At 62.1% G+C, this 25,400-nt stretch carries 13 protein-coding genes; 4 read left to right on the forward strand and 9 right to left on the reverse strand.

The genetic code is table 11. The features are described 5' to 3' along the window. Nucleotides 1-584: 584 nt before the first annotated feature. On the reverse strand, nucleotides 585-11,348 hold the full coding sequence (locus tag E4K65_RS03340; RefSeq protein WP_167770482.1) for a cadherin-like domain-containing protein: 10,764 nt from the start codon (nucleotides 11,346-11,348) through the stop codon (nucleotides 585-587). 995 nt (nucleotides 11,349-12,343) lie between these two features. Here E4K65_RS03340 and E4K65_RS03345 point away from each other — a divergent pair. Next, nucleotides 12,344-12,658 (forward strand): hypothetical protein, encoded by a 315-nt coding sequence (locus E4K65_RS03345; RefSeq protein WP_235885447.1) that lies wholly within the window; start codon nucleotides 12,344-12,346, stop codon nucleotides 12,656-12,658. Nucleotides 12,659-12,959: 301 nt separating this feature from the next. Here the strand turns inward: E4K65_RS03345 and E4K65_RS03350 are convergent, their stop codons facing one another. Further along, nucleotides 12,960-13,349 (reverse strand): winged helix-turn-helix transcriptional regulator, encoded by a 390-nt coding sequence (locus E4K65_RS03350; RefSeq protein ID WP_135172889.1) that lies wholly within the window; start codon nucleotides 13,347-13,349, stop codon nucleotides 12,960-12,962. Between the two features lie 109 nt (nucleotides 13,350-13,458). Between E4K65_RS03350 and E4K65_RS03355 the strand changes: the two genes are divergently transcribed. Together E4K65_RS03355 and E4K65_RS03360 are read left to right on the forward strand one after the other, a co-directional pair. Further along, entirely contained in the window at nucleotides 13,459-14,163 is a 705-nt protein-coding gene (locus tag E4K65_RS03355; protein ID WP_135172890.1) for a glutathione S-transferase family protein, read from the forward strand. Further along, on the forward strand, nucleotides 14,153-14,347 hold the full coding sequence (locus tag E4K65_RS03360; protein ID WP_135172891.1) for a hypothetical protein: 195 nt from the start codon (nucleotides 14,153-14,155) through the stop codon (nucleotides 14,345-14,347). The genes E4K65_RS03355 and E4K65_RS03360 overlap by 11 nt, the downstream gene beginning before the upstream one ends. Before the next feature lie 240 nt (nucleotides 14,348-14,587). Here E4K65_RS03360 and E4K65_RS03365 read toward each other — a convergent pair whose 3' ends face one another. From E4K65_RS03365 to E4K65_RS03375, 3 genes are all read right to left on the reverse strand, one after another. Beyond that, nucleotides 14,588-14,902 carry an FCD domain-containing protein gene (locus E4K65_RS03365; RefSeq protein WP_135172892.1) on the reverse strand — a complete coding sequence of 105 codons (315 nt, stop codon included), beginning with the start codon at nucleotides 14,900-14,902 and terminating at the stop codon, nucleotides 14,588-14,590. A 165-nt stretch (nucleotides 14,903-15,067) separates the two neighbouring features. Beyond that, on the reverse strand, nucleotides 15,068-16,066 hold the full coding sequence (locus E4K65_RS03370) for a hypothetical protein (RefSeq protein WP_235885448.1): 999 nt from the start codon (nucleotides 16,064-16,066) through the stop codon (nucleotides 15,068-15,070). Between the two features lie 210 nt (nucleotides 16,067-16,276). After that, nucleotides 16,277-17,155, reverse strand: a complete 879-nt coding sequence (locus tag E4K65_RS03375; RefSeq protein ID WP_167770483.1) for a hypothetical protein — start codon at nucleotides 17,153-17,155, stop codon at nucleotides 16,277-16,279. Between the two features lie 255 nt (nucleotides 17,156-17,410). Here E4K65_RS03375 and E4K65_RS03380 point away from each other — a divergent pair, with 255 nt between their 5' ends. Further along, nucleotides 17,411-17,986, forward strand: a complete 576-nt coding sequence (locus E4K65_RS03380) for a hypothetical protein (protein ID WP_025576462.1) — start codon at nucleotides 17,411-17,413, stop codon at nucleotides 17,984-17,986. A gap of 88 nt (nucleotides 17,987-18,074) precedes the next feature. Here E4K65_RS03380 and E4K65_RS03385 read toward each other — a convergent pair whose 3' ends face one another. The 4 genes from E4K65_RS03385 to tssF all read right to left on the reverse strand — a co-directional run bounded on the left by E4K65_RS03385 (nucleotide 18,075) and on the right by tssF (nucleotide 25,399). Next, nucleotides 18,075-19,661, reverse strand: a complete 1,587-nt coding sequence (locus E4K65_RS03385; protein WP_167770484.1) for a class I SAM-dependent methyltransferase — start codon at nucleotides 19,659-19,661, stop codon at nucleotides 18,075-18,077. 5 nt (nucleotides 19,662-19,666) lie between these two features. Next, nucleotides 19,667-22,306, reverse strand: coding sequence for a type VI secretion system ATPase TssH (gene tssH / locus E4K65_RS03390; RefSeq protein WP_135172894.1), 2,640 nt, complete (start codon nucleotides 22,304-22,306; stop codon nucleotides 19,667-19,669). A gap of 97 nt (nucleotides 22,307-22,403) precedes the next feature. After that, entirely contained in the window at nucleotides 22,404-23,468 is a 1,065-nt protein-coding gene (gene tssG, locus E4K65_RS03395; protein ID WP_135172895.1) for a type VI secretion system baseplate subunit TssG, read from the reverse strand. Next, nucleotides 23,432-25,399 carry a type VI secretion system baseplate subunit TssF gene (gene tssF / locus E4K65_RS03400; RefSeq protein WP_135172896.1) on the reverse strand — a complete coding sequence of 656 codons (1,968 nt, stop codon included), beginning with the start codon at nucleotides 25,397-25,399 and terminating at the stop codon, nucleotides 23,432-23,434. The genes tssG and tssF overlap by 37 nt, the downstream gene beginning before the upstream one ends. Nucleotide 25,400: the final 1 nt, after the last annotated feature.

A 25,400-nucleotide genomic window follows, 5' to 3' on the forward strand; every position in this document is an offset into this window, starting at 1 on the left:
CGGCGTCGTGACGAAGTGGTTTTGTTGCAGGCGAAGGCTCGTCGCTTTCACACCGCCGGGGTCCGCAAGGTCGCGCAGCGGGCTTCGGCGGCGTCCACGCCGACTTCGACGCGAACAGCATGACAGCCGCTCCAAGACAAGTTCGACGCCTTAGATTGGGGCCGCGCCGCGCAAAAGTTATATAGCGAACTGAATGTCGCTCACGAGGAAAAGGTCTGGCAGGAGATCGTTGGGGTAAAGAATAAGGCCCAGGCGGCACTACCAACCCGGATACTAGAACTGGAAGTGCAGCAGGCAAGCCAGCCAGCGGAACAACCACTCGGAGCCAAGGAGCCGACAGCTTGCTCAAGATCGTGATCGGGTTGGCGCTCGATAGCTACAAACATGATCCAAAACTGAGCCGCAGCCGTGCCGCAGGAAATTGCCGACGACCTCGCCAAGCACGGCATTGTCTTGGACGTGGACACCGTGCGGAAGTGGTTGAAGCAAGCAGCGGATTTGCTGCCGGGCGAATAGTTGGCATTAAGTTCCGAGCTATACGCGATGAGGAGGTGCTCTCTCGAAGATCGCGATTGACTCGCTTTTTAGGCCAGATGGAAATCGTGGTAGCTGACCAATGTTCCTGTCGTCTTATCTGCCTCAATCTGGAAGCCGGTGGGATCAAAGCTACCCAACAGAGCAATGTTGGCGGTATGGGATCCGTCGGCGATGCTCAGAGTCCCGCCACTGTTGTCGGCGTTGGGGGTGTAATTCAACGTCGGCGCGTTGGCGAAGTTGAAGTCGAGGAGATCAATATGATCGTCTGCGCTCATCCCGGACACGGTCCCCGAGAAATTGAACGAATCGCCAAGGATGAGGGTTCCGGTTGCGCCTGTCGCAAACGTGGTATTTTCCGCCGAAGCATGAGCAAACTCCAACGTCGCGGTCCCACTGATCAGCGCCGAACCGTTGCCACTGACGTTGCCGTCGATCGTGACGTTGCCGTCGTTGGCCCACAACAGGCCGGTATTGACGACGTCGCTGTGGACCACCAGTCCACCGGTTCCTGTTGCCTCGATCGTGCCGGTGTTGGTTACGGCGTTAGCTCCGGTATCGATGTCGAGTGCATTGGTGCCGGTGGCGATGATCGTGCCTTCGTTGACCAGCACCATCACGCCATCTCCGAGGTGGCCAGCGCCGGAGATCGTGTTGTCCACGTTCGTCAGCATGACGTCCGAGACCGTTCCTGTGATCAGGTTCTGACTGCTATCGGACAGGACGACCTGCCCATGACCCTGGAGCGTGATGCCGTGCTCGATGAGCTCGAGGTCGGTCCCGCTTCCGGTCGAGTTCAACTCAATCGTGCCGGTGTTGTCGATGATGCCGGAGAGCGGCAGGATCGCGCCGTCGCTAATCACCATGTGGCCGGCGTTCTCCGTGACCGGCGTTTGATCGAAGACGAAGTCATCAGCGGTGAGCGACAAGGCGTCGACGCCCTTCAGCGTGATCGACTGACCATCGGCGAGCGTAACCACGGCGTTGCCAGCAGCGTCGTCGGTCATATGCGACTGGATATCGCCGAAATCGGTGAAGTTGGCGTAGCCGATCAGATCGATCTGATCCGACGCCGCTGCAAAGTCATAGATCACGTCGTGGCCGATCGGCTGCGAGAACACGAACAGGTCGTGGCCACTCGAGCCGGTTAGGTTGTCGTCGCCTGACAGCGCGAAGATTGGGGAGCCTTGCGCATAAACTTCAATGTTGTCGGCTACAATTGCGGCACCGGCGCTACCGTCAGCGTTGATCCAGGTCTCCGTCACGTCAAGTACCAACGCACCCGTGTAATTCGAGGGTGAAGTGATTGCGAGCGATGCGATGTGATTGGTCACCACGGTCCAGCTACCATCGCTGTTAACTGCGCCCTCGCTCAATGTCCATCCAGATGGAATACCTGAAACATTAGCGGTGACTGCAACCAAGTGATCTATCGATTGATCCGCAAGAGCTAAGTTGATCGCTTCTCCGGCAATGCCCGCTGGCGTAATTGTAGTGGACCCATTTCCCTTTACGACCGAGACGGTGTCGACATCGGTAAGGCCTCCACCAGAGCCGGAATTTCCGTTGTCGTTCGTTGTAATCGTTAGTGTTCGGGTACTGTTATTTGAACCGCCACTGAATACCATGCCATTCAGGGCGTTATTTATATCGGTGATTGTGCCGGTAAACGTCATCGCTTTTGTGGCGTTGGCACCAGCGTTGAATGCGAGTCCAGTTGTCGTAGCGAGTGTAAGAATACCGGTTGAGCTTTGAGCCGAAGCACCGAGGGATAGTGACACGGTAACGCTGCCGTTTCCGGCGTCCACATCACTAATGCTGATGAGGCTTGCTCCCGAAAAAGTCGCCGTGCCCGATCCATTGCCCGCATTCACCGAAGTAGCGGGAACAGTGTTCACCGGCGCGTCGTTGACTGCGCTGACGGTTTCTGAAAGCGGCACCGTGCCGGACGAGATGTGCGTGGTGCCACCGGTCGCCCCGGTCAGGTTGACGCTTGCCCCGCTGGTGATGGTTTGGCCACTCTCGATCAGGTTAGCGCTCAGCGCGGTAGCTGAACCGTTGTAGTTCGCAGCCGGCACGAAGCGCAGCATATCCGTCGCATTGAGCGTCAGGGCCGCCGATGTCGTCTCGTTGCCCAGCGTTGTCCAGCTGCCGCCGCCATTGGTCGAGTATTGCCAGTTGCCCTTGGTTGCATCAACCGTGTAGCTGCTGATCGCAATGCCCGCGAAGGTGTTGGCGCTCGAACCGCCGCTGACCTGGTCCGCCGTATCCGAGAAATTGCCGCTGAACAGCGAGTTCACTGTAGCCCCCGCTGGGGCCGCCATATCCTCGTTGATCGCCGGCAGGGTCGCACTGCCAGAGGCAATCGGTGCGTCGTTGACTGCCGTGATGGTTTCCGAAAGCGCCACCGTGCCGGACGAGATGTGCGTGCTGCCACCGGTCGCCCCGGTCAGGTTGATGGTTGCCCCGCTGGTGATGGACTGGCCGCTCTCGATCAGGTTAGCGCTCAGCGCGGTAGCCGAGCCGTTGTAGTTCGCAGCCGGCAGGAAGCGCAGCATATCCGACGCATTGAGCGTCAGGGCCGCCGATGTCGTCTCATTGCCCAGGGATGTCCAGCTGCCGCCGCCATTGGTCGAGTACTGCCAGTTGCCCTTGGTCGCATCAACCGTGTAGCTGCTGATCGCAATGCCCGCGAAGGTGTTGGCGCTCGAGCCGCCGCTGACCTGGTCGGTTGCATCCGAGAAGTTGCCGCTAAACAGCGAGGTCACCGTGGCCCCCGCAGGTGTCGCCGTATCCTCGTTGATCGCCGCCAGTGTCGCACTGCCGGACGCAATCGGAGCATCGTTGACTGGATTGATGACGATATTGGCGGTGTCGGTCGCAGTGGAGAACGCAGTCGTGCCGCCATTGGTCGAGGCGTCGACCTTGGTACCGGCCGCGCCACTGGTCTGGTCCCAGGCCCGGAACGTGATGGCGTTGGTGTCCGTGCCGTTAAAGTCAGCGGCCGGTTGGAAGTACAGCCGGGTATTGGCATCCGCCGCCAGCAGCAGCGCCGAGGTGTTCGTCACCGTCCCGACTGCCGTCCAGCTGGTGCCGCCATTGGTGGAGTAGAACCAGCTCCCGTGGGCGGTGTCGGTGGCCGTCAGTGCAAGACCGGTGACTGCGCCGCTGTCCACATCAGTGACGTTGTTCACGCCACCGGACAACGAGACCAGGCTCGACACCAGGGTGCCGACCGCTCCGCTCGGCACTCCCCCGTCCTCGTTCTCCGCCGTCAGCACAGGCGTCTGCGCCGCGTTCAATACCGGCGCGTCGTTGACCGGCGTCACATTGATCGTGTCGGTCACGGCCACGCTGTTGGCGGCCCCGTCATTGGTGATGATGGTGACAGTGCGGGCCAGGCCCGACGGGTTATCACTGGTGTTGAGGTAGGTCACCGAGTCCAGAGCGGTCTGGTAGTTCGCGACGCTGGATGAACCCGTCAAGGTGAGCGTCCCGGTCGCCGCGTTGAACGATCCGGTGATGCCATTCTGGTTGGTAAAGCCCAGCACATCCTGGCCGTTGACGTAATTGCCGGTGATCTGCACCGTCGCCGAGGACAGATTGGCGCTGTCGACGTCGGACACCGTCAGCGCCGGATCGATCGCGGTGGCGGCCTGGTTTTCCGTATAGTTCAGCGTATGACCCACGACGACGACCGGCGCGTCGTTGACCGGCGTCACATTGATCGTGTCGGTCACGGCCAGGCTGTTGGCGGACCCGTCATTGGTGATGATGGTGACCGTGCGGGCCAGGCCCGACGGGTTATCACTGGTGTTGAGGTAGGTCACCGAGTCCAGCGCGGTCTGGTAGTTCGCGACACTGGATGAACCGGTCAAAGTGAGCGTCCCGGTCGCTGCGTTGAACGATCCGGTGATGCCATTCTGGTTGGTAAAGCCCAGCACATCCTGGCCGTTGACGTAATTGCCGGTGATCTGCACCGTCGCCGAGGACAGATTGGCGTTGTCGACGTCGGACACCGTCAGCGCCGGGTCGATCGCGGTGGCGGCCTGGTTTTCCGTGTAGTTCAGCGCATGACCAGCGACGACCACCGGGGCGTCGTTGGTGCCGGTCAGCGTGATCGTCAGCGTTGCACCCGAGGTGGCGCCATGCTCGTCGGTGACGGTGTAGTTCGCCACCACATCGGCCGTGGCGCCCTGTGCCAGGTGCTGGTAGGCCGGATTGCCGGCATCGAGGCTGTAGCTGCCGTCCGGGTTGATCGTCAGGCCGGCGACCGCGCCGGTCTGCGCATAGGTCAGGATGGCGCCGTCATCGACGTCGCTGTCGTTGCTCGCGACGCTGCCGGTGATGGTGCTGTCTTCCAGGCCTGCGTTGGTGTCGGCCACCGCGACCGGGGCGTCGTTGGTGCCGGTCAGGGTGATGGTCAGCGACGCGCCCGAGGTTGCGCCGTGCTCGTCGGTGACGGTGTAGTTCGCCACCACATCGGTGGTCGCGCCCTGCGCCAGGTGCTGGTAGGTCGGATTGCCGGCATCAAAACTGTAGCTGCCGTCGGGGTGCAGCGTCAGGCCGGCGACCGCACCGGTCTGCGCATAGGTCAGGACCGCGCCGTCATCGACGTCGCCGTCGTTGCCCGCGACGGTGCCGGTGATGGTGCTGTCTTCCAGACCTGCGTTGGCGTCGGCCACCGCGACCGGGGCGTCGTTGGTGCCGGTCAGCGTGATGGTCAGCGTTGCACCCGAGGTGGCGCCGTGCTCGTCGGTGACGGTGTAGTTCGCCACCACGTCGGCCGTGGCGCCCTGGGCCAGATGTTGGTAGGCCGCGTTGCCGGCATCGAGGCTGTAGCTGCCGTCCGGGTTCAGCGTGAGGCCGGCGACCGCGCCGGTCTGCGCATAGGTCAGGACCGCGCCGTCATCGATGTCGCTATCGTTGCTTGCGACGGTGCCGGTGATGGTGCTGTCCTCGCTGCCCGCGTTGGTGTCGGCCACCGCGACCGGCGCGTCATTGGTGCCGGTCAGGGTGATGGTCAGCGTTGCACCCGAGGTGGCGCCATGCTCGTCGGTGACGGTGTAGTTCGCCACCACGTCGGTGGTGGCGCCCTGCGCCAGGTGCTGGTAGGTCGGATTGCCGGCATCAAAACTGTAGCTGCCGTTCGGGTTCAGCGTCAGGCCGGCGACCGCCGCATCGAGGCTGTAGCTCAGAGTGGCGCCGTCATCGACGTCGCTGTCGTTGCTCGCGACGGTGCCGGTGATGGTGCTGTCTTCCAGACCTGCGTTGGTATCGGCCACCGCGACCGGCGTATCGTTGGTGCCGGTCAGGGTGATGGTCAGCGACGAGCTCGAGGTTGCGCCGTGCTCGTCGGTGACGGTGTAGTTCGCCACCACATCGGCCGTGGCGCCCTGCGCCAGGTGCTGGTAGGCGGCATGGCCGGCATCAAAACTGTAGCTGCCGTTCGGGTTCAGCGTCAGGCCGGCGACCGCCGCATCGAGGCTGTAGCTCAGAGTGGCGCCGTCATCGACGTCGCTGTCGTTGCTTGCGACGGTGCCGGTGATGGTGCTGTCTTCCAGGCCGCTGTTGGTATCGGCCACCGCGACCGGGGCGTCGTTGGTGCCGGTCAGCGTGATGGTCAGCGTTGCACCCGAGGTTGCGCCGTGCTCGTCGGTGACGGTGTAGTTCGCCACCACGTCGGTGGTGGCGCCCTGCGCCAGGTGCTGGTAGGTCGGATTGCCGGCATCAAAACTGTAGCTGCCGTCGGGGTGCAGCGTCAGGCCGGCGACCGCACCGGTCTGCGCATAGGTCAGGACCGCGCCGTCATCGACGTCGCTGTCGTTGCTCGCGACGGTGCCGGTGATGGTGCTGTCTTCCAGGCCTGCGTTGGCGTCGGCCACCGCGACCGGGGCGTCGTTGGTGCCGGTCAGCGTGATGGTCAGCGTTGCACCCGAGGTGGCGCCGTGCTCGTCGGTGACGGTGTAGTTCGCCACCACGTCGGTGGTGGCGCCCTGGGCCAGATGTTGGTAGGCCGCGTTGCCGGCATCGAGGCTGTAGCTGCCGTCCGGGTTCAGCGTGAGGCCGGCGACCGCGCCGGTCTGCGCATAGGTCAGGACCGCGCCGTCATCGATGTCGCTATCGTTGCCCGCGACCGTGCCGGTGATGGTGCTGTCCTCGCTGCCCGCGTTGGTGTCGGCCACCGCGACCGGCGCGTCATTGGTGCCGGTCAGGGTGATGGTCAGCGTTGCACCCGAGGTGGCGCCGTGCTCGTCGGTGACGGTGTAGTTCGCCACCACGTCGGCGGTGGCGCCCTGGGCCAGATGCTGGTAGGCGGCGTTGGCGGCATCCAGGCTGTAGCTGCCGTCTGCGTTGATCGTCAGGCCGGCGACCGCGCCGGTCTGCGCATAGGTCAGGACCGCGCCGTCATCGACGTCGCTGTCGTTGGCCGCGACGCTGCCGGTGATGGTGCTGTCCTCGCTGCCCGCATTGGTGTCGGCCGCTGCGACCGGCGCGTCATTGGTGCCGGTCAGCGTGATGGTCAGCGTCGAACTCGAGGTGGCGCCATGCTCGTCGGTGACGGTGTAGTTCGCCACCACATCGGCCGTGGCGCCCTGTGCCAGGTGCTGGTAGGCCGGATTGCCGGCATCGAGGCTGTAGCTGCCGTCCGGGTTGATCGTCAGGCCGGCGACCGCGCCGGTCTGCGCATAGGTCAGGATGGCGCCGTCATCGACGTCGCTGTCGTTGCTCGCGACGCTGCCGGTGATGGTGCTGTCTTCCAGGCCCGCGTTGGTGTCGGCCACCGCGACCGGGGCGTCGTTGGTGCCGGTCAGGGTGATGGTCAGCGTTGCACCCGAGGTTGCGCCGTGCTCGTCGGTGACGGTGTAGTTCGCCACCACATCGGCCGTGGCGCCCTGCGCCAGGTGCTGGTAGGCGGCATGGCCGGCATCAAAACTGTAGCTGCCGTTGGGGTTCAGCGTCAGGCCGGCGACCGCCGCATCGAGGCTGTAGCTTAGAGTGGCGCCGTCATCGACGTCGCTGTCGTTGCTCGCGACGGTGCCGGTGATGGTGCTGTCCTCGCTGCCCGCGTTGGTGTCGGCCACCGCGACCGGCGCGTCATTGGTGCCGGTCAGGGTGATGGTCAGCGTCGCGCCCGAGGTTGCGCCGTGCTCGTCGGTGACGGTGTAGTTCGCCACCACATCGGTGGTCGCGCCCTGCGCCAGATGCTGGTAGGCCGGATGGCCGGCATCAAAACTGTAGCTGCCGTTGGGGTTCAGCGTCAGCCCGGCGACCGCCGCATCAAGGCTGTAGCTCAGAGTGGCGCCGTCATCGACGTCGCCGTCGTTGCCCGCGACGGTGCCGGTGATGGTGCTGTCTTCCAGACCTGCGTTGGCGTCGGCCACCGCGACCGGGGCGTCGTTGGTGCCGGTCAGCGTGATGGTCAGCGTTGCACCCGAGGTGGCGCCGTGCTCGTCGGTGACGGTGTAGTTCGCCACCACATCGGCGGTGGCGCCCTGGGCCAGATGCTGGTAGGCGGCGTTGGCGGCATCCAGGCTGTAGCTGCCGTCTGCGTTGATCGTCAGGCCGGCGACCGCGCCGGTCTGCGCATAGGTCAGGACCGCGCCGTCATCGACGTCGCTGTCGTTGGCCGCGACGGTGCCGGTGATGGTGCTGTCCTCGCTGCCCGCATTGGTGTCGGCCGCTGCGACCGGCGCGTCATTGGTGCCGGTCAGCGTGATGGTCAGCGTCGAACTCGAGGTGGCGCCATGCTCGTCGGTGACGGTGTAGTTCGCCACCACATCGGCCGTGGCGCCCTGCGCCAGGTGCTGGTAGGCGGCATGGCCGGCATCAAAACTGTAGCTGCCGTTGGGGTTCAGCGTCAGGCCGGCGACCGCCGCATCGAGGCTGTAGCTTAGAGTGGCGCCGTCATCGACGTCGCTGTCATTGCTTGCGACGGTACCGGTGATGGTGCTGTCCTCGCTGCCCGCATTGGTGTCGGCCACCGCGACCGGGGCGTCGTTGGTGCCGGTCAGGGTGATGGTCAGCGTCGCACCCGAGGTTGCGCCGTGCTCGTCGGTGACGGTGTAGTTCGCCACCACATCGGCCGTGGCGCCCTGCGCCAGGTGCTGGTAGGCGGCATGGCCGGCATCAAAACTGTAGCTGCCGTTGGGGTTCAGCGTCAGGCCGGCGACCGCCGCATCGAGGCTGTAGCTTAGAGTGGCGCCGTCATCGACGTCGCTGTCATTGCCCGCGACCGTGCCGGTGATGGTGCTGTCCTCGCTGCCCGCGTTGGTGTCGGCCACCGCGACCGGCGCGTCGTTGGTGCCGGTCAGGGTGATGGTCAGCGTCGCGCCCGAGGTGGCGCCGTGCTCGTCGGTGACGGTGTAGTTCGCCACCACGTCGGCGGTGGCGCCCTGGGCCAGATGCTGGTAGGCGGCGTTGGCGGCATCCAGGCTGTAGCTGCCGTTGGGGTTCAGCGTCAGGCCGGCGACCGCGCCGGTCTGCGCATAGGTCAGGATCGCCCCGTCATCGACGTCGCTGTCGTTGCTTGCGACGGTGCCGGTGATGGTGCTGTCTTCCAGGCCTGCGTTGGTATCCGCCACCGCGACCGGGGCGTCGTTGGTGCCGGTCAGGGTGATGGTCAGCGTCGCGCCCGAGGTGGCGCCGTGCTCGTCGGTGACGGTGTAGTTCGCCACCACGTCGGCCGTGGCGCCCTGGGCCAGATGCTGGTAGGCGGCGTTGCCGGCATCAAAGCTGTAGCTGCCGTTGGGGTGCAGCGTCAGGCCGGCGACAGCGCTGGTCTGCGCATAGGTCAGGATCGCGCCGTCATCGACGTCGCTGTCATTGCTCGCGACGGTGCCGGTGATGGTGCTGTCCTCGCTGCCGGCATTGGTATCCGCCACCGCGACCGGCGCGTCGTTGGTGCCGGTGATGTCGATCGATACGACCTGGCTGGCGAGGCCGCCATGGTGGTCATCGACCTCGACCGTAAAACTGTCGGCGAGATGCTCACCGGCGGCGAGCGCGTCGACGCCGCCGCTGTCGAGCACGGTGTAATGCCAGGTGCCGTCGGGATCGACGGTGGCGGTGCCGTGAGCGGCGGCGACGCTGACCGAGAGCGTGTGGGTGTCGCTGGTGTCGACGTCGGAGAAGGTGACCTGGCCGGTGGCGGTCTGGGCTGCGGCCGGGAGGTCGTCGCCTTCCGACACGGTGCCGGACTGTGCCGCCGAGGTGATCACCGGCGCATCGTTGGTGCCGACAATCGTCATGGTCACGGTCTGCACCGCGGTGCCGCCGTGGCCGTCCGAGATCGTCACATCGTACTTCTGGGTCAGGGTCTGGCCGGCCTGCAGGTAATCGATGGCGCCGTCGGATACCGAGAAGCTCCAGCCGATCGCGCCGCCATTGCCGGTATCATGGTTGGTGGTATCGAGGGTGAACGTGCCGAGGTAGCCGCCGCCCTGCGGCGCAAACGAGGCGGTGTGGCTGTCGAGCGTGTCGACGTCCGTGAACGCCACCGCGCCGAAGGCGGTATGCGGGCTGTTGGCAACTTCCGCCGCCGACAGATCCGCCCACTCCGTCGCCAGGCCGCTCTGCGCCGCCGAGGTGATCACCGGCGCATCGTTGGTGCCGACAATCGTCATGGTCACGGTCTGCACCGCGGTGCCGCCGTGGCCGTCCGAGATCGTGACGTCGTACTTCTGGGTCAGGGTCTGGCCGGCCTGCAGGTAATCGATGGCGCCGTCGGATACCGAGAAGCTCCAGCCGATCGCGCCGCCATTGCCGGTATCATGGTTGGTGGTATCGAGGGTGAACGTGCCGAGGTAGCCGCCGCCCTGCGGCGCAAACGAGGCGGTGTGGCTGTCGAGCGTGTCGACGTCGGTGAAGGTCACCGCGCCGAAGGCGGTATGCGGGCTGTTGGCAACTTCCGCCGCCGACAGATCCGCCCACTCCGTCGCCAGGCCGCTCTGCGCCGACGAGGTGATCACCGGCGCATCGTTGGTGCCTGTAACTGTGATAGTCAGGTTGGCAATGCTCGAGCCGCCATGATTGTCGGAATTGGTGTAGCTGAAAGTGTCGTAAACCAGCTGGCCTGCCGCTAGTGCCTGCACATTGGCCTGGGCGTTGTTGAGCGTATAGGTGTACGTTCCATCGGAGTTGAGGTGCAGCGTGCCGTAGGTGCCGACCACATCAGAACCGACCTTGGTGGCGGAGCCGTTGACGGCCGTGACGCCATGACTGTCGTGCGTATCGGTGTCGGTATCGTTGATGAGCACGCTGCCGCTGACTGAATTCGACGCGGTGTCTTCCTTCACCGCATTTGTGTCGGCCACGGCTACGGGGCCATCGTTGACCCCGGCAATTCTCACCGTGGCGGTAGCCCAGCTCAGCGTCCCATTGCCAAGCCGGATGGCGTAAATGAATGAATCTGTGAAAAATTCCCCTGCTGACAGGGCAGCGATCTGAGCGCTTAATGCTGACGCGTCATACCCGACTTTTCCATCCGCCGTGATCCAGATTTTGGCGCCATTCAAGCTTGTATCGCTGCTGGTGGCTTCGGCGCGCGCGGTATCCTGGGTCAGCAAATCAGCCGCGCTATAGCCGCTCATGGCGCCGCTGTTATTGATGCCATTGTCGATGGAAAAGAGGGTCTTGGCATTGCCTCCAAGGTCATTTCCCATGACATCGAAAACAACAGGCTGAAGGTTATCTTCCGTCAGCGCAATGGAGACCCCGGCGGCGGTCAGACCACTTGTAAAAACATCGTCCTTCGCTTGCGGTGTATTGGAGAACGAAGTGGTGCTGCCGCCGCCGGTTGTCTGAGTAGCCATGTCTTTGACCTCAAAACTCGTAGAAGATGAATGTTATTTGGGAGCAACCAGAAGACGGGAGAGCAACGTGTCGGATACGGGCGACCTTGAAGCGGCCCAGAACTCTGCAGTCGTGTCTTGACGAGGAGATAGCGAAGGTGCGCCGTCGCTCGGCGAGGACTGCAGATCGGCTGAATCGATCACCGGAGCCGCCGTCGCCCGGGAGGCAATCGCACCTGCCATAGACAGTTCGACCGGAGGATCCGATGGTCGAGATGAACTCGAATTGTCCTTGAGGTGAGAATTAGTTTCGGACCATCTGGTGGCTGGTAGAGACGTCGAGGTGAATAAAGCGCTGCTCACAACACACTCCACTCTGCTGACGCAGAGCAGGTGCAATTGCATTCGAAGAGCAACTCACAGGAGAGCGCCGGCAATGGGCGCCCGTTCAGCGCCTAGGCGCTGCCGCCAGAAGAAACTCTGACCTGTTGTGAAAAGACTCCGACGCCCTCAACTCCTGCCCCGTTCATGCTCGGCCTCCTGACGACCGCGCATGGCTTATGATTTTCCAATAACGTTTCTTGCTTTAGTAACGTCCCTTGAGAGATCGAACCCGACAGTCGCCCGCGGCACAGGATCCTTCGCACGGATGGATCAGCGTAAGAATCCCAGTCCGGGCTGGAAAACGCTGTGCGCATCCCCGCCTCGGCGAGCCGCTCGAAATGTGAGACGAGCAATCGCGTAGCCCCTGCTTCTAGATCGCGATGCTCGCTAGGATTCTCGGTCGGGGCAACGGCCCAAGAGGGGTACTCCGTCGGGACCCCGTATGACTACGGTGCGCATGCTGATCGACCGCACCTGCGGCACATTATCGATGAAATCGCAGATAGCTAATTGGCGCTTTTTGCCGCCCGGGGTCAGCAAGACTAAGTGCCGGCTTCTTGGTCTTGCTCAGTCTAAGCACGGCATCTGGACCCAAGGCTTTCGCCTCCGAGGAGCTGGCCGCGGAGTTCGGCGTGTCACGCGTCACGTTCCGGCAGGCCGTCGAGCTGCTTCAGCCGACGGCGTCATCGAGGCGCAGCGGGGCCACGGCAGGCGCGGTGCGGCAGGACCGATGGCTCAAGGTCGAAACTACGCTGTCGGATCTCGCTGATATGTACCGCGACACTTCGCTGGAGATCGTCAACATCTCGGCGAGCCGCAGCGACGCGCCGGTGTTTCCCGAGAACGGCAACGGCCGACTTCATGCGTCGGCTTCATTCGCCACTCGGTCCGTCGCACCGCGGCCGCACGACGTGTGCACCGGGAGATCAAGAAAAATCTCGTGGTAGCCAACGTGAGCAAGGCATTCTGAAGTGGGTGGATTGGCCGCGGAAAAGTGCCACCTCTCCCACGATGCATTCGTCTAGGTGCGCTGCGATCTATTCGATCAACGATACGGCGTCTTTGGATCGGAGCAGCAGCTTCAAAGCGGCGATTTCCTCTGGCCGAAGAAGCCAGGCGACTACCTTCCAATCTCCTGTCTACTCTTAGCTTTTTGAAGTGGTGCGCGGACATCAATGTCCGCTTTGCCCCACGCGGTTGCGCCCAGCAGCAATGATGCGATAAATCCAGCTTACAGGAGAACCCAGCCTACAGGATCAATCGCGAAGCGCTTTTTTTTGTAGCGCTGATTTCGACGACCCTGAGCCCACCTCGTTCTCCAGTTGTGACGGTTTCAACCGACTCCCACCAGTCACCCAAGGCGTCGATCAACGGCACGAGCTTGTGACCCGCCGGGGTCAGATCATACTCGACCCGTAACGGATATCCGTCAAATTCAGTGCGCACCACGATGCCGGCATCCTCCAATTTACGAAGTTCTAGGGCAAGCATTTTATGCGAGATGGTCGGATTCTTCCGACGCAGGTCGCTGAAACGATTAGTACCCACCTTCAAATAGTAGATCAGAAGTGTGGGCCATCGACCGCTCAGCACCTGCATTACTTCTTCGATGGGGCAGCGTGAGACGAGATTTTTCATCGGCGGCTCTTAGTTACAAAAAGGTGCGTAATTTACTCGCTGGGGCGAGCGGCTAGAGTCGGGTACCGCTGCGCAGCGTGATCATCAGAAAATCACGGAGAATAGATGCATGGACCCAATCTTACTCTACGGCTTCCCGTTGGGAAGTTCCATGGGGCTAGTTGCTGCGCTCGAATGGCTAGGCAAGCCATACCGGTTGTGTCGCGTCGACATGTTCAGCGAAATGCGCGACCCGTCCTACTCCAGGATCAATCCGCGGCATGAGACGCCGGCACTCATTACGGACGAGGGGGACGTTGTGACGGAAACGATGGCGATAGCGGCCTGGCTTGAGGCTAGGGACGTCGAACGGAGCATAAGCTTCGATCCGCTGTCGCGGAGAGCTGATCGGATGCATCAGCTGATGGCGTTCGTGAATACCGGTTTCACTGGCGCATTCAGTCCGCTCTGGATCGCGATAGAAATGAAGACGCCGAATCCGGAAATGCAGTTGGTCTTGCGAGAGGTGGGGCGAAAGCGAGTGATCGAACGCCATGACAAGCTCGAAGGCATGATCGGTGAGAGTAAGTTTCTGCTTGGCGATCGGCCGACGCTGGCGGATGCCTTGCTCATCGGCGTCGCGCGCTGGCTCGACTTCCACGACGTCGCGGACAGACGTGGATGGCCAAAGCTAGCAGCTCTGCGCCAAGGGCTCGAAGCTGATCCTGCTGTGGTCTACGCGACCGTTTTGGAAAAGGGTGACTCCAGCCCAGGAAACGGCGCCTGCGTAGGCCATATCGCCCTGGCAGAAGTCATCGATCGGTTTGGCAAATAACATTCACGAGCGCGGCCTGCCGGCCTTGCCGCAGGACGCGCTCAATCAAGATATGTATCTCTTGGAAGTCAAGACTCCCTATGAATCCACCGAGCCCTGGGATACTTTCAAGATAGTTGCCCGCATTCCTGGCGAGGGGGCCTTTCGCACGGCGTCTGAAGGGGCCTGCGTGCTGAAGAACTAGCTCGTCGATGACCAGCGATGCACTCGGCCGAAGTGAATTGCACGAGTCGGCCCGCGAGGCTCGCGATATCGCTTCCCTCATGCCGCCGCAAACGAACCGGTTGCGCACCTCGAGAAGGGGCCGTAAATTATCACCCGGAGCGATGGGATCTTTGTCTTCGACAGTCATGGACGCAGCGATCTCGAAAGTGCCGCGGGATTGTGGTGTTACGATTCATCCGCAGCACACAAGTTCTCCACTTTAGCCGCGCTGCGAGATGTACTGACCAATATGCTCGAGATGTTCTCGCATCGCATCGCGGGCAAGACGGCCCTTCCGATCCCTGATCGCTTCGAAAATTGTGCGGTGATCTGCCTCAGTCTTCTTGCGTCGGTCCGGCGTCACGGCGAAGACTTCGACCTTATTCCATTCGGTCGATTGCCGCACCTGTAAGATTGCGTGATAGACAAGCTCGACAAAAGCGTCGTGTGCGCTTGGTGCAATCGCTGCATGAAGCTTGCTGTCCCAAAGCGTGGCGACCGGCTCTCCGAACTGTTTCACGAGCGCCTGTCGCATGGCGGCCGCGCAATTCTTCTCCGTGTGCTTGCGCGAAGCTGACCAGCACGCTGGACAAGTCGGAAAAGTGCTCTCGAGAGGAAGAATGCGCTACCGCACCGCGTCGAATTCTCGGCGTGTGGTGCATCATTAAGTAGAGTCCCGACCACTCCTTTGCAGCGGAGTCTAGTCCAGGTGCCTTGCGCGCAGATCTTGAAGGTCCTTTTTCAATGCCAGCAGATCCAGCCCGCGAGGAAAAGTGAGGCGTCCAGAGCGGATCACGAGCCGGACATACGGATACCGTTCTTCGGCAAGCATCGGAGAACTGATCTTGTACTTGTGCCAATCTTCGACGATGTGTGCCTGTTGTTCGACGTTGTATGAGTCCCAGCTATCCCCGGGGGTGTAGTCGTAGCCGGCACCGACCGTCTGCGCCCAGAAGGAGCGCGCCATCGTCCAGTTTGAATCGTTGAACGCCTGCCACACGTGGGTCATTTCATGCACGAAGAGGTCGCAAATGCGACCGAAGTCGTCGCACAAGAGGCCGAAGGTGGGGCTAGGCGATGCCAGGTTACTGAACGCGACATTGCCAAGATTGATGGCATACCGCATGCTCGGCACCATGGGATTGCTTCCTCTAAAGAACGGTCCATCGTTCGTCCACGGTCGCCCGCCTGCTCCCAGGCCATTGGTAATCGCGATTGTCTCCCACGGCGGCAACGTCGGGCCAAAGACGTTGCGCGCGAAATCCCGTTCGCTGACGTCCAGCACCCGCGCGAAGTCGGGTCGGCTTCCTGCACATTCCGGCGGGGTCGGAGCCGCTGGGGTGGGCGCAACCGGTGGAGTGGGCGCAATCGGCGGGGGAGGCGGCGTACCTGGCGGCAGATAGATGAATCCCCCTCGCCATCCACCTTTTCCGCCGGTCGTACCGGAAGAAAACGCAAAATTCTGGCGGTCGGGCGACATCGCGCGGCAGCCTACATACTCGGCCAGGTACCAGTTCACCTGCCGTGTGGCTTGTTGGAAATCGCGCTGTTTGACGAGCTTGATGCCCGGAAAATTGAACTCGATGAGGTCCCAGGGGTCGATGCCGATCCGCTTGGCGAGGGATATCCAGGTCTCGCCTGCCGTCACCGCATGCCGGATTCCTGCTGGCGGTGCATAGCTTTCGACGACAGGCTTCAAGGGCCTTTCCTGGTTCGGCAATGTGAGGCCTCCCCTGCTGGTTCCTGCGGAACTACGCGTTCTCGCCCCCAATATCTTGGGCGCCGCTACCTCGAAGCGGTTCGATAGTTCCATTCATTCGGGCCACGAACTGGCAGTGGCAAATCGAGGAGCCTCATTCGTAGCTTGGAGGCGTAGACACGGAGCAATGTTGATCGAGCAATGTCCGATTTAGCGCCGGCCTTTTGACTTCGAACCGAGCAGATCATGCGTTCCGCTGATGCTCACCGTTCCCGAGCACTCGAAGCCGCCGAAAATTCCGCAAGAGCCGGTGACCGTAACGCGCAAGTCTTTGCGTTGGTACATGTCGACCGAAATGCCCACGCGCGAAAAGTCGTTCGCGCTGTTCGGCAGGATCAGATCGATGTGCTCTGCGGCCCATTGCGGTATATGCTTGTTGCTCTTCCAGAACAGTTCATTGCCGGCGTGATGCACGAAGTTCGGCCCGACCGTAAGCGCACCGTCCACGCCCTCGAACACGAAGCCCGTTTCGTCGATGTGCACGTTCACCCGATCAGGTGCTACGGCGAAATGCAGCGAGGTGATGTCCTGGGGCTGCGGGTCCTTGCCGAATTGCGAGCTGTAGGCGTCGCTCCATTGTCCGCGGTCGCGCCCGAGCCCGAAGCCGTGGCGGCCCGGGAGATCCCGCGTTGAGAGCGGCCTGTCCGACAGCTTTGGGCGCCAGATCTCCCGAAACCCCTTGCCGATCGTTGCCGCCATCGACAGATCGAGGGCCCAATGCGACGCTTTCTCCGGGCTTTGCCCTTCTGCGAAGGCGTCGAATCCGTCCGTCGTCTTGGCAATGCGCAGCTTCTTGATCAGCTCTTCCCAGTCCTTGGGCAAGAAGGTGACGCCGTCGAGCGTGGTCGTCGCGGCAGCGACACCATACTTCTCGAGTTGGTGTCGGATGTAGGGCTTCTCGTCATAAAGGCGCACATCCGGGTTGGGGCCGGCAAAGTAATTCTTCAAATCGATCTGCGGCCGAAGCATGGTCAGTCGCGCCGCGATCTTCCGGTAAGTGTCGGTCGTCGTCGGATCAGTCGTCGTCATGGAACGCCCTCCGAGCCAATCCTCCCCTCAGATTGGTCTCACCCGAACGGGCTCGGGTTCAATGCCGGCTCGTTCGATCAAGCTACCGCCCGGCCCAGGTCATTCGAATTCCTGTCGCGCCAGCACATTGACTGTTTGAACCTGCCGATCGGACACGGCGACCACCATCCGTGGGGTAGTGTGAACAACGAGGACGATCAAATGTCACTGCGGAGCAGGGTGTTAGACGTACTCAATGGCCCGGCGGTCGCACGCATGCGGTTCCGGTTTCCGATCCGCGGCAGCCATGTGACGATTGCGCCGCAAACGTTCCATCACGTTGCCCGGGCGATCCGGTTGGGGCAGGTCACCGTCGCGGCTCCGACCGATCTCGCAGCGGGTGTTGCTGCGCAATATAACGATGTCGCGCGAACCCGAGCCGACGGCACAGCGGTCGCCGCCAATACGCTGGAGGTCGTGTCGGCGACGGGGCGGCTGGATGAGGCCTATATCGTCCACGAAAGCCTGCATGCGGCATACGATCTGTTGCGTACCGGCCTTGATGCCAATGCGGAAGAGGCGTCTGCCTACGTCTGCACGGCGCTCTATTGCCGCATGACAGGCCTGCCGCGCCCTCGCTGGGCCAACGGGCCGATCTACGCCAATGCCGCAGAGGTCGCCCGAACGCTCCTGTCCCAGTATCAGAAGGGCGATCCCGGGATTCCCTGGGTCGGCGAGCATGAATGGAAGATGCTGCGCGCAGGTGTTGGCTTTGATCCGGTCTATACGCGCGGACCAGGCGGTATTCTCACGGGATGGCTCCTCGGCCAGCAATATACCCACGACGGCTAGAGTACCGGGGCCGCATCCGTTTCAGGAAATGGCGGGAGCTTCCAACTCCTGCCGTTCATCGCCAACGGAACCGACGCACTTGAGCGCGTCATGCGACCAGCAGGCCCAGCTTGCCGACCATCGCAAGCGAGCGTTGAACGCTTTCTCGCGTTGACAGCAACAACGGATCGGCAGGCTTCCCGGCACTATCCTTCTGGTCTACCTGGATGGTCGGGCCGAATCTTTCGGTCATTTCGGCCGTGATCTGATCGATAGTCCGCGCACCGTCGAGCAATTGCAGGAAATCCCTGGTCCGGTCGTCCTCCAACTGTACCGTCTGGTGGAGGAGGTTGGTGACGAGCGGACCTGTTTGCGCTTGTCTTCGTGCGAGCAGGCTCGCCTGCGGATGCTCGGAAGCTTCCTTCAACAGAAATGGGCGCGAGAGCAGGAACGAAACCTCGCCGCTGCAAGCCAGGATGAACATTGCCTCCGTCAGCACTTTTTCGTCATCATCCGCGTGTCGGCCGCCCAGCAGCGCGCGGGCGCCATCGAGCAGCTCGCCAAACGACAATGCTCGCGGCCAGGCCCGGCCGAGACATAGATACGCAGCCTTCAAGACCGGATTTGTTACCGTGACCCTGCTGCCGTCCTGGTTCTCGAACTCTACCGTGGAATCGTCAGTCACGCAGGCGTCGGGATGGACCGGGTTGGTCGTGCTCAGCAAATGGAACCTGGTGACGAAATCGAGGTCGATCTGGCGGGATAGCGAAATGCTGTCGTGGCAGAGCAAGGTGCGCCGAAAGCCGTTGCCGTCGATGAAGTCCTGATATTGATCGCGCGCCATGAACTCGCTTTCCGGGAAGCGCTGCAGCGTTGCGCGAACCTCCTCGGAATAGCCGGCAAGATAGCGTCGTGAGAAATCAGCGTCGCCCAGATATTGCAGGCCATGGCGGTTTGCGTCTTCGGCGACCTCATGCAGGAGAAATGCCTCGGCACCATCATCGAGATCGTCGTGAAATAAAAGTTCGTCGGGGGACTTGAGGACGCGGTTGTACTGGTCGCGCATAACTGCGCCGTGCACCGAGTTGGCCTTCGAGCCGTCGCTCAGGAACTTCAAGATCGCGCGGGCCTGTCCTACCTTCTCCTTCATGTCGGTGAGACGGCGGGTGTGATACCGCATCATGTCGCGGACCATGTCGCGAAGATGCGAGAACGGGTGCGCGTTGTAGCTGACGTAGCAGACCCCGCGCGGAGCCAGGTTCTGCTTGAAGATCATCATCATCTTCTCGCGCACCGCCGGCGGCACCCAGGAATACACGCCGTGTGCGATGATGTAGTCGAACTGCCCGAAGCTAGCGTCGACGTTCATGATGTCGCAATGGAGGAGCTTGATATTGCTCAGGCCCAATGTGGCGATATTTCGCTGGCCGCGCTCGATCGTCACGCCGCTCAGGTCGACACCGACGAATTCGCTGTTTGGATATTGAAAGGCCATCGGCAACAGGTTGCCGCCAACGCCGCAGCCAAGCTCGAGCACCCGGCAACGCTCGACCGGAGCCGCCTGCATGCCGTAGACGGCAGCAATGGTAGCGAGATGGTTCGGATGAGTGAGCCCGTAGACGTGGCCGGGGTAGTAGACCTCGTCGTATGGCGTGGGACCGGTGCTCGGGTGGCGATGCTCGGTTTGAATGTTCATCGTCCTCAATTCCACGAATATGCGAACTTGTCGTTCTCGATCGAGACCCGCGCTTGCTTGACTTCTTCCTTGGCAAGCGACTTGCTGAGGAATTCGCGCGACAGCTCCGGGAGGAGGGTGTTGGTGATGATGTTGTCAATCATTCGCCCGCCGGAGTCCGGATCGTTGCAACGTGACACAATGTGCTCCACGACGGCGTCATCGTAGCTGAAGGCCGCGTTATGGTTGTCACGGAGGCGTCGTCCGATCCGGTCGAGCTGCAACCGAGCGATCCCGGCGAGCATTTCGTCGGATAGCGGGAAGTACGGTATCGAGACGATGCGCCCGAGCAGCGCTGCAGGAAACACCTTCAGCAATTCCGGCCTCAGCATCTTGGCGAGCTCTTCGGGCTCGCTGCGATACCTTGGATCTCGCGAGAGGCCCACGATCAGATCGGTGCCGACGTTGGTGGTCAGGATGATCAACGTGTTCTTGAAGTCGATCCGCCGCCCGTTGCCGTCCTCCATGGTTCCCTTGTCGAACACTTGAAAGAAGATCTCGTGGACGTCGGGATGAGCTTTCTCCACCTCGTCGAGCAGAATGACGCTATAGGGCTTGCGCCGGACAGCCTCGGTGAGGCGTCCACCTTCTCCATAGCCCACATAGCCGGGAGGCGCTCCCTTCAAGGTCGAGACGGTGTGCGCCTCCTGGAACTCCGACATGTTAATCGTGATCATGTTCTGCTCGCCACCGTAAAGAGTCTCGGCAAGCGCCAGGGCGGTTTCGGTCTTTCCCACTCCGGACGGACCAGCCAGCATGAACACGCCGATCGGTTTCGACGGGTTGTCAAGCTTCGCGCGGCTGGTCTCAATTCGCTTGGCGATCATCGTCAGCCCATGGGACTGGCCGACGACGCGGCGGTTGAGGATCTCCGGTAGCTTCAGCACGGTTTCGATCTCGTCGCGCATCATCCGGCCGACCGGGATGCCAGTCCAGTCAGAGACAACGGACGCCACCGACTGCTGGTCCACATGGGCATAGACCATCCGCTTTTCCGGATTGATGCTCTCAAGCGTGTCGAACTTGCCGCGCAGCTCCGCGCGCTTGGCAGCCGGATCGTCGCCTTCCTTGGGTTCGGACAGGATCTCCCGAATGCTCCGGATGTCCTTGACGAGCTCCTGCTCTGCGGCCCAATCGGCTTCGAGGTTCGTCAGCTTGTCCTTCAGTGCTGCGATGTCGTTATCGATCACCACGATGCGCTCGTCGTCCTCAATCCCAAGATCGCCGTCGCTGACGAGTGCCGATCTCTCAGCTTCACGGGCGGCAATCGCAACCCGTGCATCCTCGATCAGGGCCGGTGTCGCGCTCTGGCTGATCGCCACGCGTGCCGAGGCGGTGTCAAGCAGGCTGACCGCCTTGTCCGGCAACTGCCGTGAAGGAATGTAGCGGTGGGACAAGTTGACCGCTGCGACGATCGCTGCATCCGAGATGCGAACGCCGTGGTGCTTTTCCATCGGACCGAGAAGTCCGCGCAGCATGATACAGCAGGTCTCCACGTCCGGTTCATCGATCTGGATCGGCTGGAAGCGTCGTGTGAGCGCGGGATCTTTCTCGATATACTGGCGATATTCTGCCCACGTGGTGGCGGCGATCGTGCGCAGCGTGCCACGGGCGAGGGGAGGTTTCAGGAGATTGGCCGCATCACCGGTGCCGGCCGCGCCGCCGGCGCCGATCAGTGTGTGGGCTTCATCGATGAACAGGATGATGGGGGTGGGTGAGCTCTGGACCTCGTCGATCACCGACCTCAAGCGCTGCTCAAACTCGCCCTTCATGGAGGCACCGGCCTGCATCAGGCCGATGTCGAGCGCACAAAGCCTTACACCGCGGAGCGGTGGCGGCACATCGCCGGCGGCGATACGCTGCGCGAAGCCCTCGACAACTGCGGTCTTGCCGACGCCAGCTTCGCCGGTGAGGATTGGATTGTTCTGCCGCCGACGCATCAACACGTCGATCAGTTGGCGGATTTCTTCGTCCCGACCAAGGATCGGATCCATCTCGCCCGATTTGGCCTTGGCGGTGAGATCCTGGGAGAACCGGTCGAGCGGCGTCGTCCCCTTGGGACCCGCTTGAGCCGCGCCTTCCGTGCCGGCGCCGACCAGGCCCGAACCGTCCATCGGCCGCATAGTCTCCTCGTCGGAGCCGGCCCAGACGGCGCGGCGCTCCGCGGCCAGTGCGTCGACGTTGACCTTGGCAAACTCCTGCGAGAGGTTGTTCAGCGTGCGACGAATATCGTTCGATTTCAGGCCCGCCACGAGCAGATGACCGGTGCGGATCTGGGTCTCGCCAAAGAAGAGCGTGGCATAATGCCAGCCCCGATCGAGCAGATCGATGACCGAATTGGCGACGCCCGGCATGTCGGTTTCGTTCTTACGAAAGCCATTGATCACGCCGGCAAGGTCCGACAACAAGCGTGCCCGGTCGAGCTTGTAATGATCGACCGAGAGGCTGAGATCGTTGCGTTCCTGCTGCAGGATATGAAACAGCCAGTGCGCAAGCTCGACGTTGCGATTGCCGGCGCTCTTTGCGTGGCGCAGGGCCTGTATGAAGGCATCATAGCCGGCCCGGTTCAGCTTGCCCGTTACAGCTTCAATGCTGATGTCGGTCACGGCGGCTCCTCCTGCTCAATTCCTCCGCGGATGCTTGCCATCACGCGGAAATCGCTTCGGATTCCATAGCATTAGGCGATCAGCGCGATGGATAGGTTCAAATCGCCGCGGCATTGGCCGCGGCGCTCCGGCGGGCTCTCAATCGTTCGCCGAGCTGAAAGCGGGCATCGCGGCGATATTCTTCCGTTGAAGTCCAGTTCGGCGAGACCCAGGTGGTCCATCCAAGTCGTCCACTCTGTCCCAGCCTGACCGGTACGACCTCTCCTGCAGGAATGGCGAGCTCGACCTCCCATTCCAATTCGTCGCCAATATAGAAGAAAACGGCGTCGGCCAGTGGCGCCGACAGGTTGGGCGTTTCGGTCGGCAGGAATTGTTCGTACTGAGCAAAAGTTCTGACAAAGACCCGAACTCTGATCTTGTCCTCGACGCTGAATACACGCGAGCCGAGAAGGGCGTCCTGGCCGAGCCTCGCATGCGTTCCGCCGAGCCGGCTGCAGTGACTTGGGTCGAATGAGAGCCAGGTGCCGACGAATTCGTCGATCTCGACTTTGACGTCGAACAGTCCTTGCAAGAACCGCGTCAACCGTGATGCACACTTTGCCCTGGGCGCGACCAGTCCAGCGAAGCTGAGCTTCGCCATGTCCGGAACCGCATCGCGATCGGCGAAAACATCGGAGCCCAAGCCGGCGAAGGAGCCGACATAGGCAATGAAGCGATCGTCCGCCGGGCGGTCATGCTGGGCGATCGGGCGCGCGTCGGCCCAGGCACGAAAGAAGAGTTGCAGGAAGCGTCCGTTGAGGAGGTCGAGAAAGCGGGGGAAGGCGTCATCCCGCATCAGCCACCAGCTGAGGCTTTCATCGGTGGTGGCAAGGGGCAGGGCGCCCTGCGGGCCGAGGAGGCCGAGAAATTTGACGAGTATCCTGAGCCGGCCACCCTGGTCGTCCACCGCCGCGAGGTTCGAGGCGGGGAACTCCAGATAAGGCACCTGGCCGAGGTCGACATATTCGTCGCGACGCGCGGCACTGTCGCCGATCCGCGGTCGATCCGGGTTGGCGCGCTCGAACTGGCGCAACGTATGGAAGAAATCGAAGCGCCAGGGCTCGGCCTTCATCTGGTCGATCAGCGTCATAGCGGTCTCCGCGTGCCCATGCGCGGTGGCCACCGCATGATCTCGCCGCGCTCCGGCGTCGAGATGACCGTCTGAGTGAAGGTGTTGAAGCCCGAATAGTCGGCGAAGAAGCGCTCCAGCACTGCCCCGAGCAAGAACACGCCGCTGCCCTCAAATGCCTTCTCGTCGAGCGTAACAGTAATCTCCAGGCCCCGTGCTGCGCCGCTACCCGTGCGCTCGCGCACGCGCCGCACGACAGGTCGGCTTTCTATGCTGCGCACGCCGCGGATCTTGCGCTCCGTGGCGTCGTCGAACTGATCGGCGAACAAGGCCAGCATCTCGCGCAGCGCTCCGGCGTTCTTGCCGCCACCGCGTTCGACGAGGCCAAGATAGTTGAGGCTGAGCATATTGATCAGCCGCCAGCTGACAATCCCACTGTTGGCGATTTCGCTGCGGCTGCGCAGTTGGGCGACCACCGGCTCGCGTGGTGGCGTGGGACCAGCGACGCACATCAGATCAAGGGAGGTATCGTCAAGCAGACGAAAGTCGGCGCCGCCTTGGCCGACCGGTAGGTGCTCGGTGAGATGGCGATTGGAGCAGAGAGCCCGGACGCTCAGTTCGGCGACGGAGCCTTGGCCGCTCAATTCACCGGGCTCGAGCAGTGAGAGGAACATGTCCGTTCCGGTGTAGTCGGAGGAAGAGCCGTATGTCTTCTCTTCCACTGTGCGGCGCCGAGGTAAGCGGCGGACGGTAAAATAAAGCCCGTCGACCGATCCGCTGGTCCGGTCGACGGCGGCCGAATATAGCGGGCGCACGGGCCGTTTATCCTTCTCTGCCGGCAGGTGCGCGTAGACCTCGAGCACCTGGTGCGGTTCGTATTCCAGATAGCGGCTGCGATCTGGCACCACATGGTACTCGTAAGTATTCGACTTGACAGGAATGCGATCGCTCGTTTTCTCGAACAGATTAATCGCCGGTGCAGTATAGAGCCTGAAGGTCTCGGGGCGCACCGAGGCAGCCAGCCGCGAATTGTGTTCATCGAAAGCGAAGACAATATCGATCGATTTGCTGCGCAGTCGCGACATCACGCTGCGTAGTCCCGTCAGGTTTATGCCGAGGAACTTGCGTGGAAACATGAAATATTCTCGCAGCAGCTCCGAGCCGCGAAAGATCCGATTGTCGTTAGGGAACAGAGACTCGTTTTCGTCGAAGCCAATTTGCTGCACGCAATCATGGGGCGCACGAGTCACCACCGGATCGCCGAAGTCGTCGAGATGCCGGAAGTAGACTCCCTTGCAATTCGAGATCAATTGCTCGTAGAGCGCGATGGCGTCGGATTCCGCGCCTGAGAGGTAGATCGGAAGTTCGCTCACGCGGCAGCCTGCGAACCAGGTTTCCGGCTTGGCTCGGGCCTCTGCATCCGGTAGTTCCTCGTCGAGCCGGGCTGCGGTACGATGGGTCAGCGACAGCTTCAGCCCCGCGATGACGTCGCCACCGACCGGGATCCCGAGCGCCTGCAGAGTGCCCGCTGTCGAGAAATACTCTGCGCTGGTGACGTCGAACGGCCAGAGCACGATGTCGCGGCAAAGTCGAAATCGGCAGGAAAGACTTCGTTCTCTCTCGCGGTAGGTCGCGTCGAAATAGGCGCCGCGTACAATCTTCTTGCCGTCGCGCAGCGCCGGGTCGGCGTAGGGTGGCCGCGCCGTGACGAGCATCGCCGATGGTGTGGGCGCAAGATAGTTCGGTACCAGCTGCTCAAGCAGGTTTGCAGTGAATTCCGGGAATTCGTGCTTGAGCTTGAGCTGAACGCGGGCGGCAAGAAACGCGGCGCCTTCCAACAGTCCCGTGATCATCGGGTCCGAGCGGTCCCGGATGAGGCCGCCGAGGCGCTCTGCGATGCCAGGATATTCTTCGGCGAAATCTCCCGCCTGCTCGTACAGCAATGACAGTTCACGATTGTAGAAATCGAGGAATTCGCGATTCATG

Source organism: Bradyrhizobium niftali (genome assembly GCF_004571025.1).
In the GTDB taxonomy this organism is placed as follows: domain Bacteria; phylum Pseudomonadota; class Alphaproteobacteria; order Rhizobiales; family Xanthobacteraceae; genus Bradyrhizobium; species Bradyrhizobium niftali.

What these genes read in the sequence shown, in the direction of transcription:
- E4K65_RS03365 (WP_135172892.1), bottom strand. Translation starts at nt 14,902, where the DNA reads ATGCGACAGGCGCTCGTGAAACAGTTCGGAGAGCCGGTCGCCACGCTT.
- E4K65_RS03340 (WP_167770482.1), bottom strand. Translation starts at nt 11,348, where the DNA reads ATGGCTACTCAGACAACCGGCGGCGGCAGCACCACTTCGTTCTCCAAT.
- E4K65_RS03375 (WP_167770483.1), bottom strand. Translation starts at nt 17,155, where the DNA reads ATGACGACGACTGATCCGACGACGACCGACACTTACCGGAAGATCGCG.
- E4K65_RS03350 (WP_135172889.1), bottom strand. Translation starts at nt 13,349, where the DNA reads ATGAAAAATCTCGTCTCACGCTGCCCCATCGAAGAAGTAATGCAGGTG.
- E4K65_RS03380 (WP_025576462.1), top strand. Translation starts at nt 17,411, where the DNA reads ATGCGGTTCCGGTTTCCGATCCGCGGCAGCCATGTGACGATTGCGCCG.
- E4K65_RS03355 (WP_135172890.1), top strand. Translation starts at nt 13,459, where the DNA reads ATGGACCCAATCTTACTCTACGGCTTCCCGTTGGGAAGTTCCATGGGG.
- tssF (WP_135172896.1), bottom strand. Translation starts at nt 25,399, where the DNA reads ATGAATCGCGAATTCCTCGATTTCTACAATCGTGAACTGTCATTGCTG.
- E4K65_RS03385 (WP_167770484.1), bottom strand. Translation starts at nt 19,661, where the DNA reads ATGAACATTCAAACCGAGCATCGCCACCCGAGCACCGGTCCCACGCCA.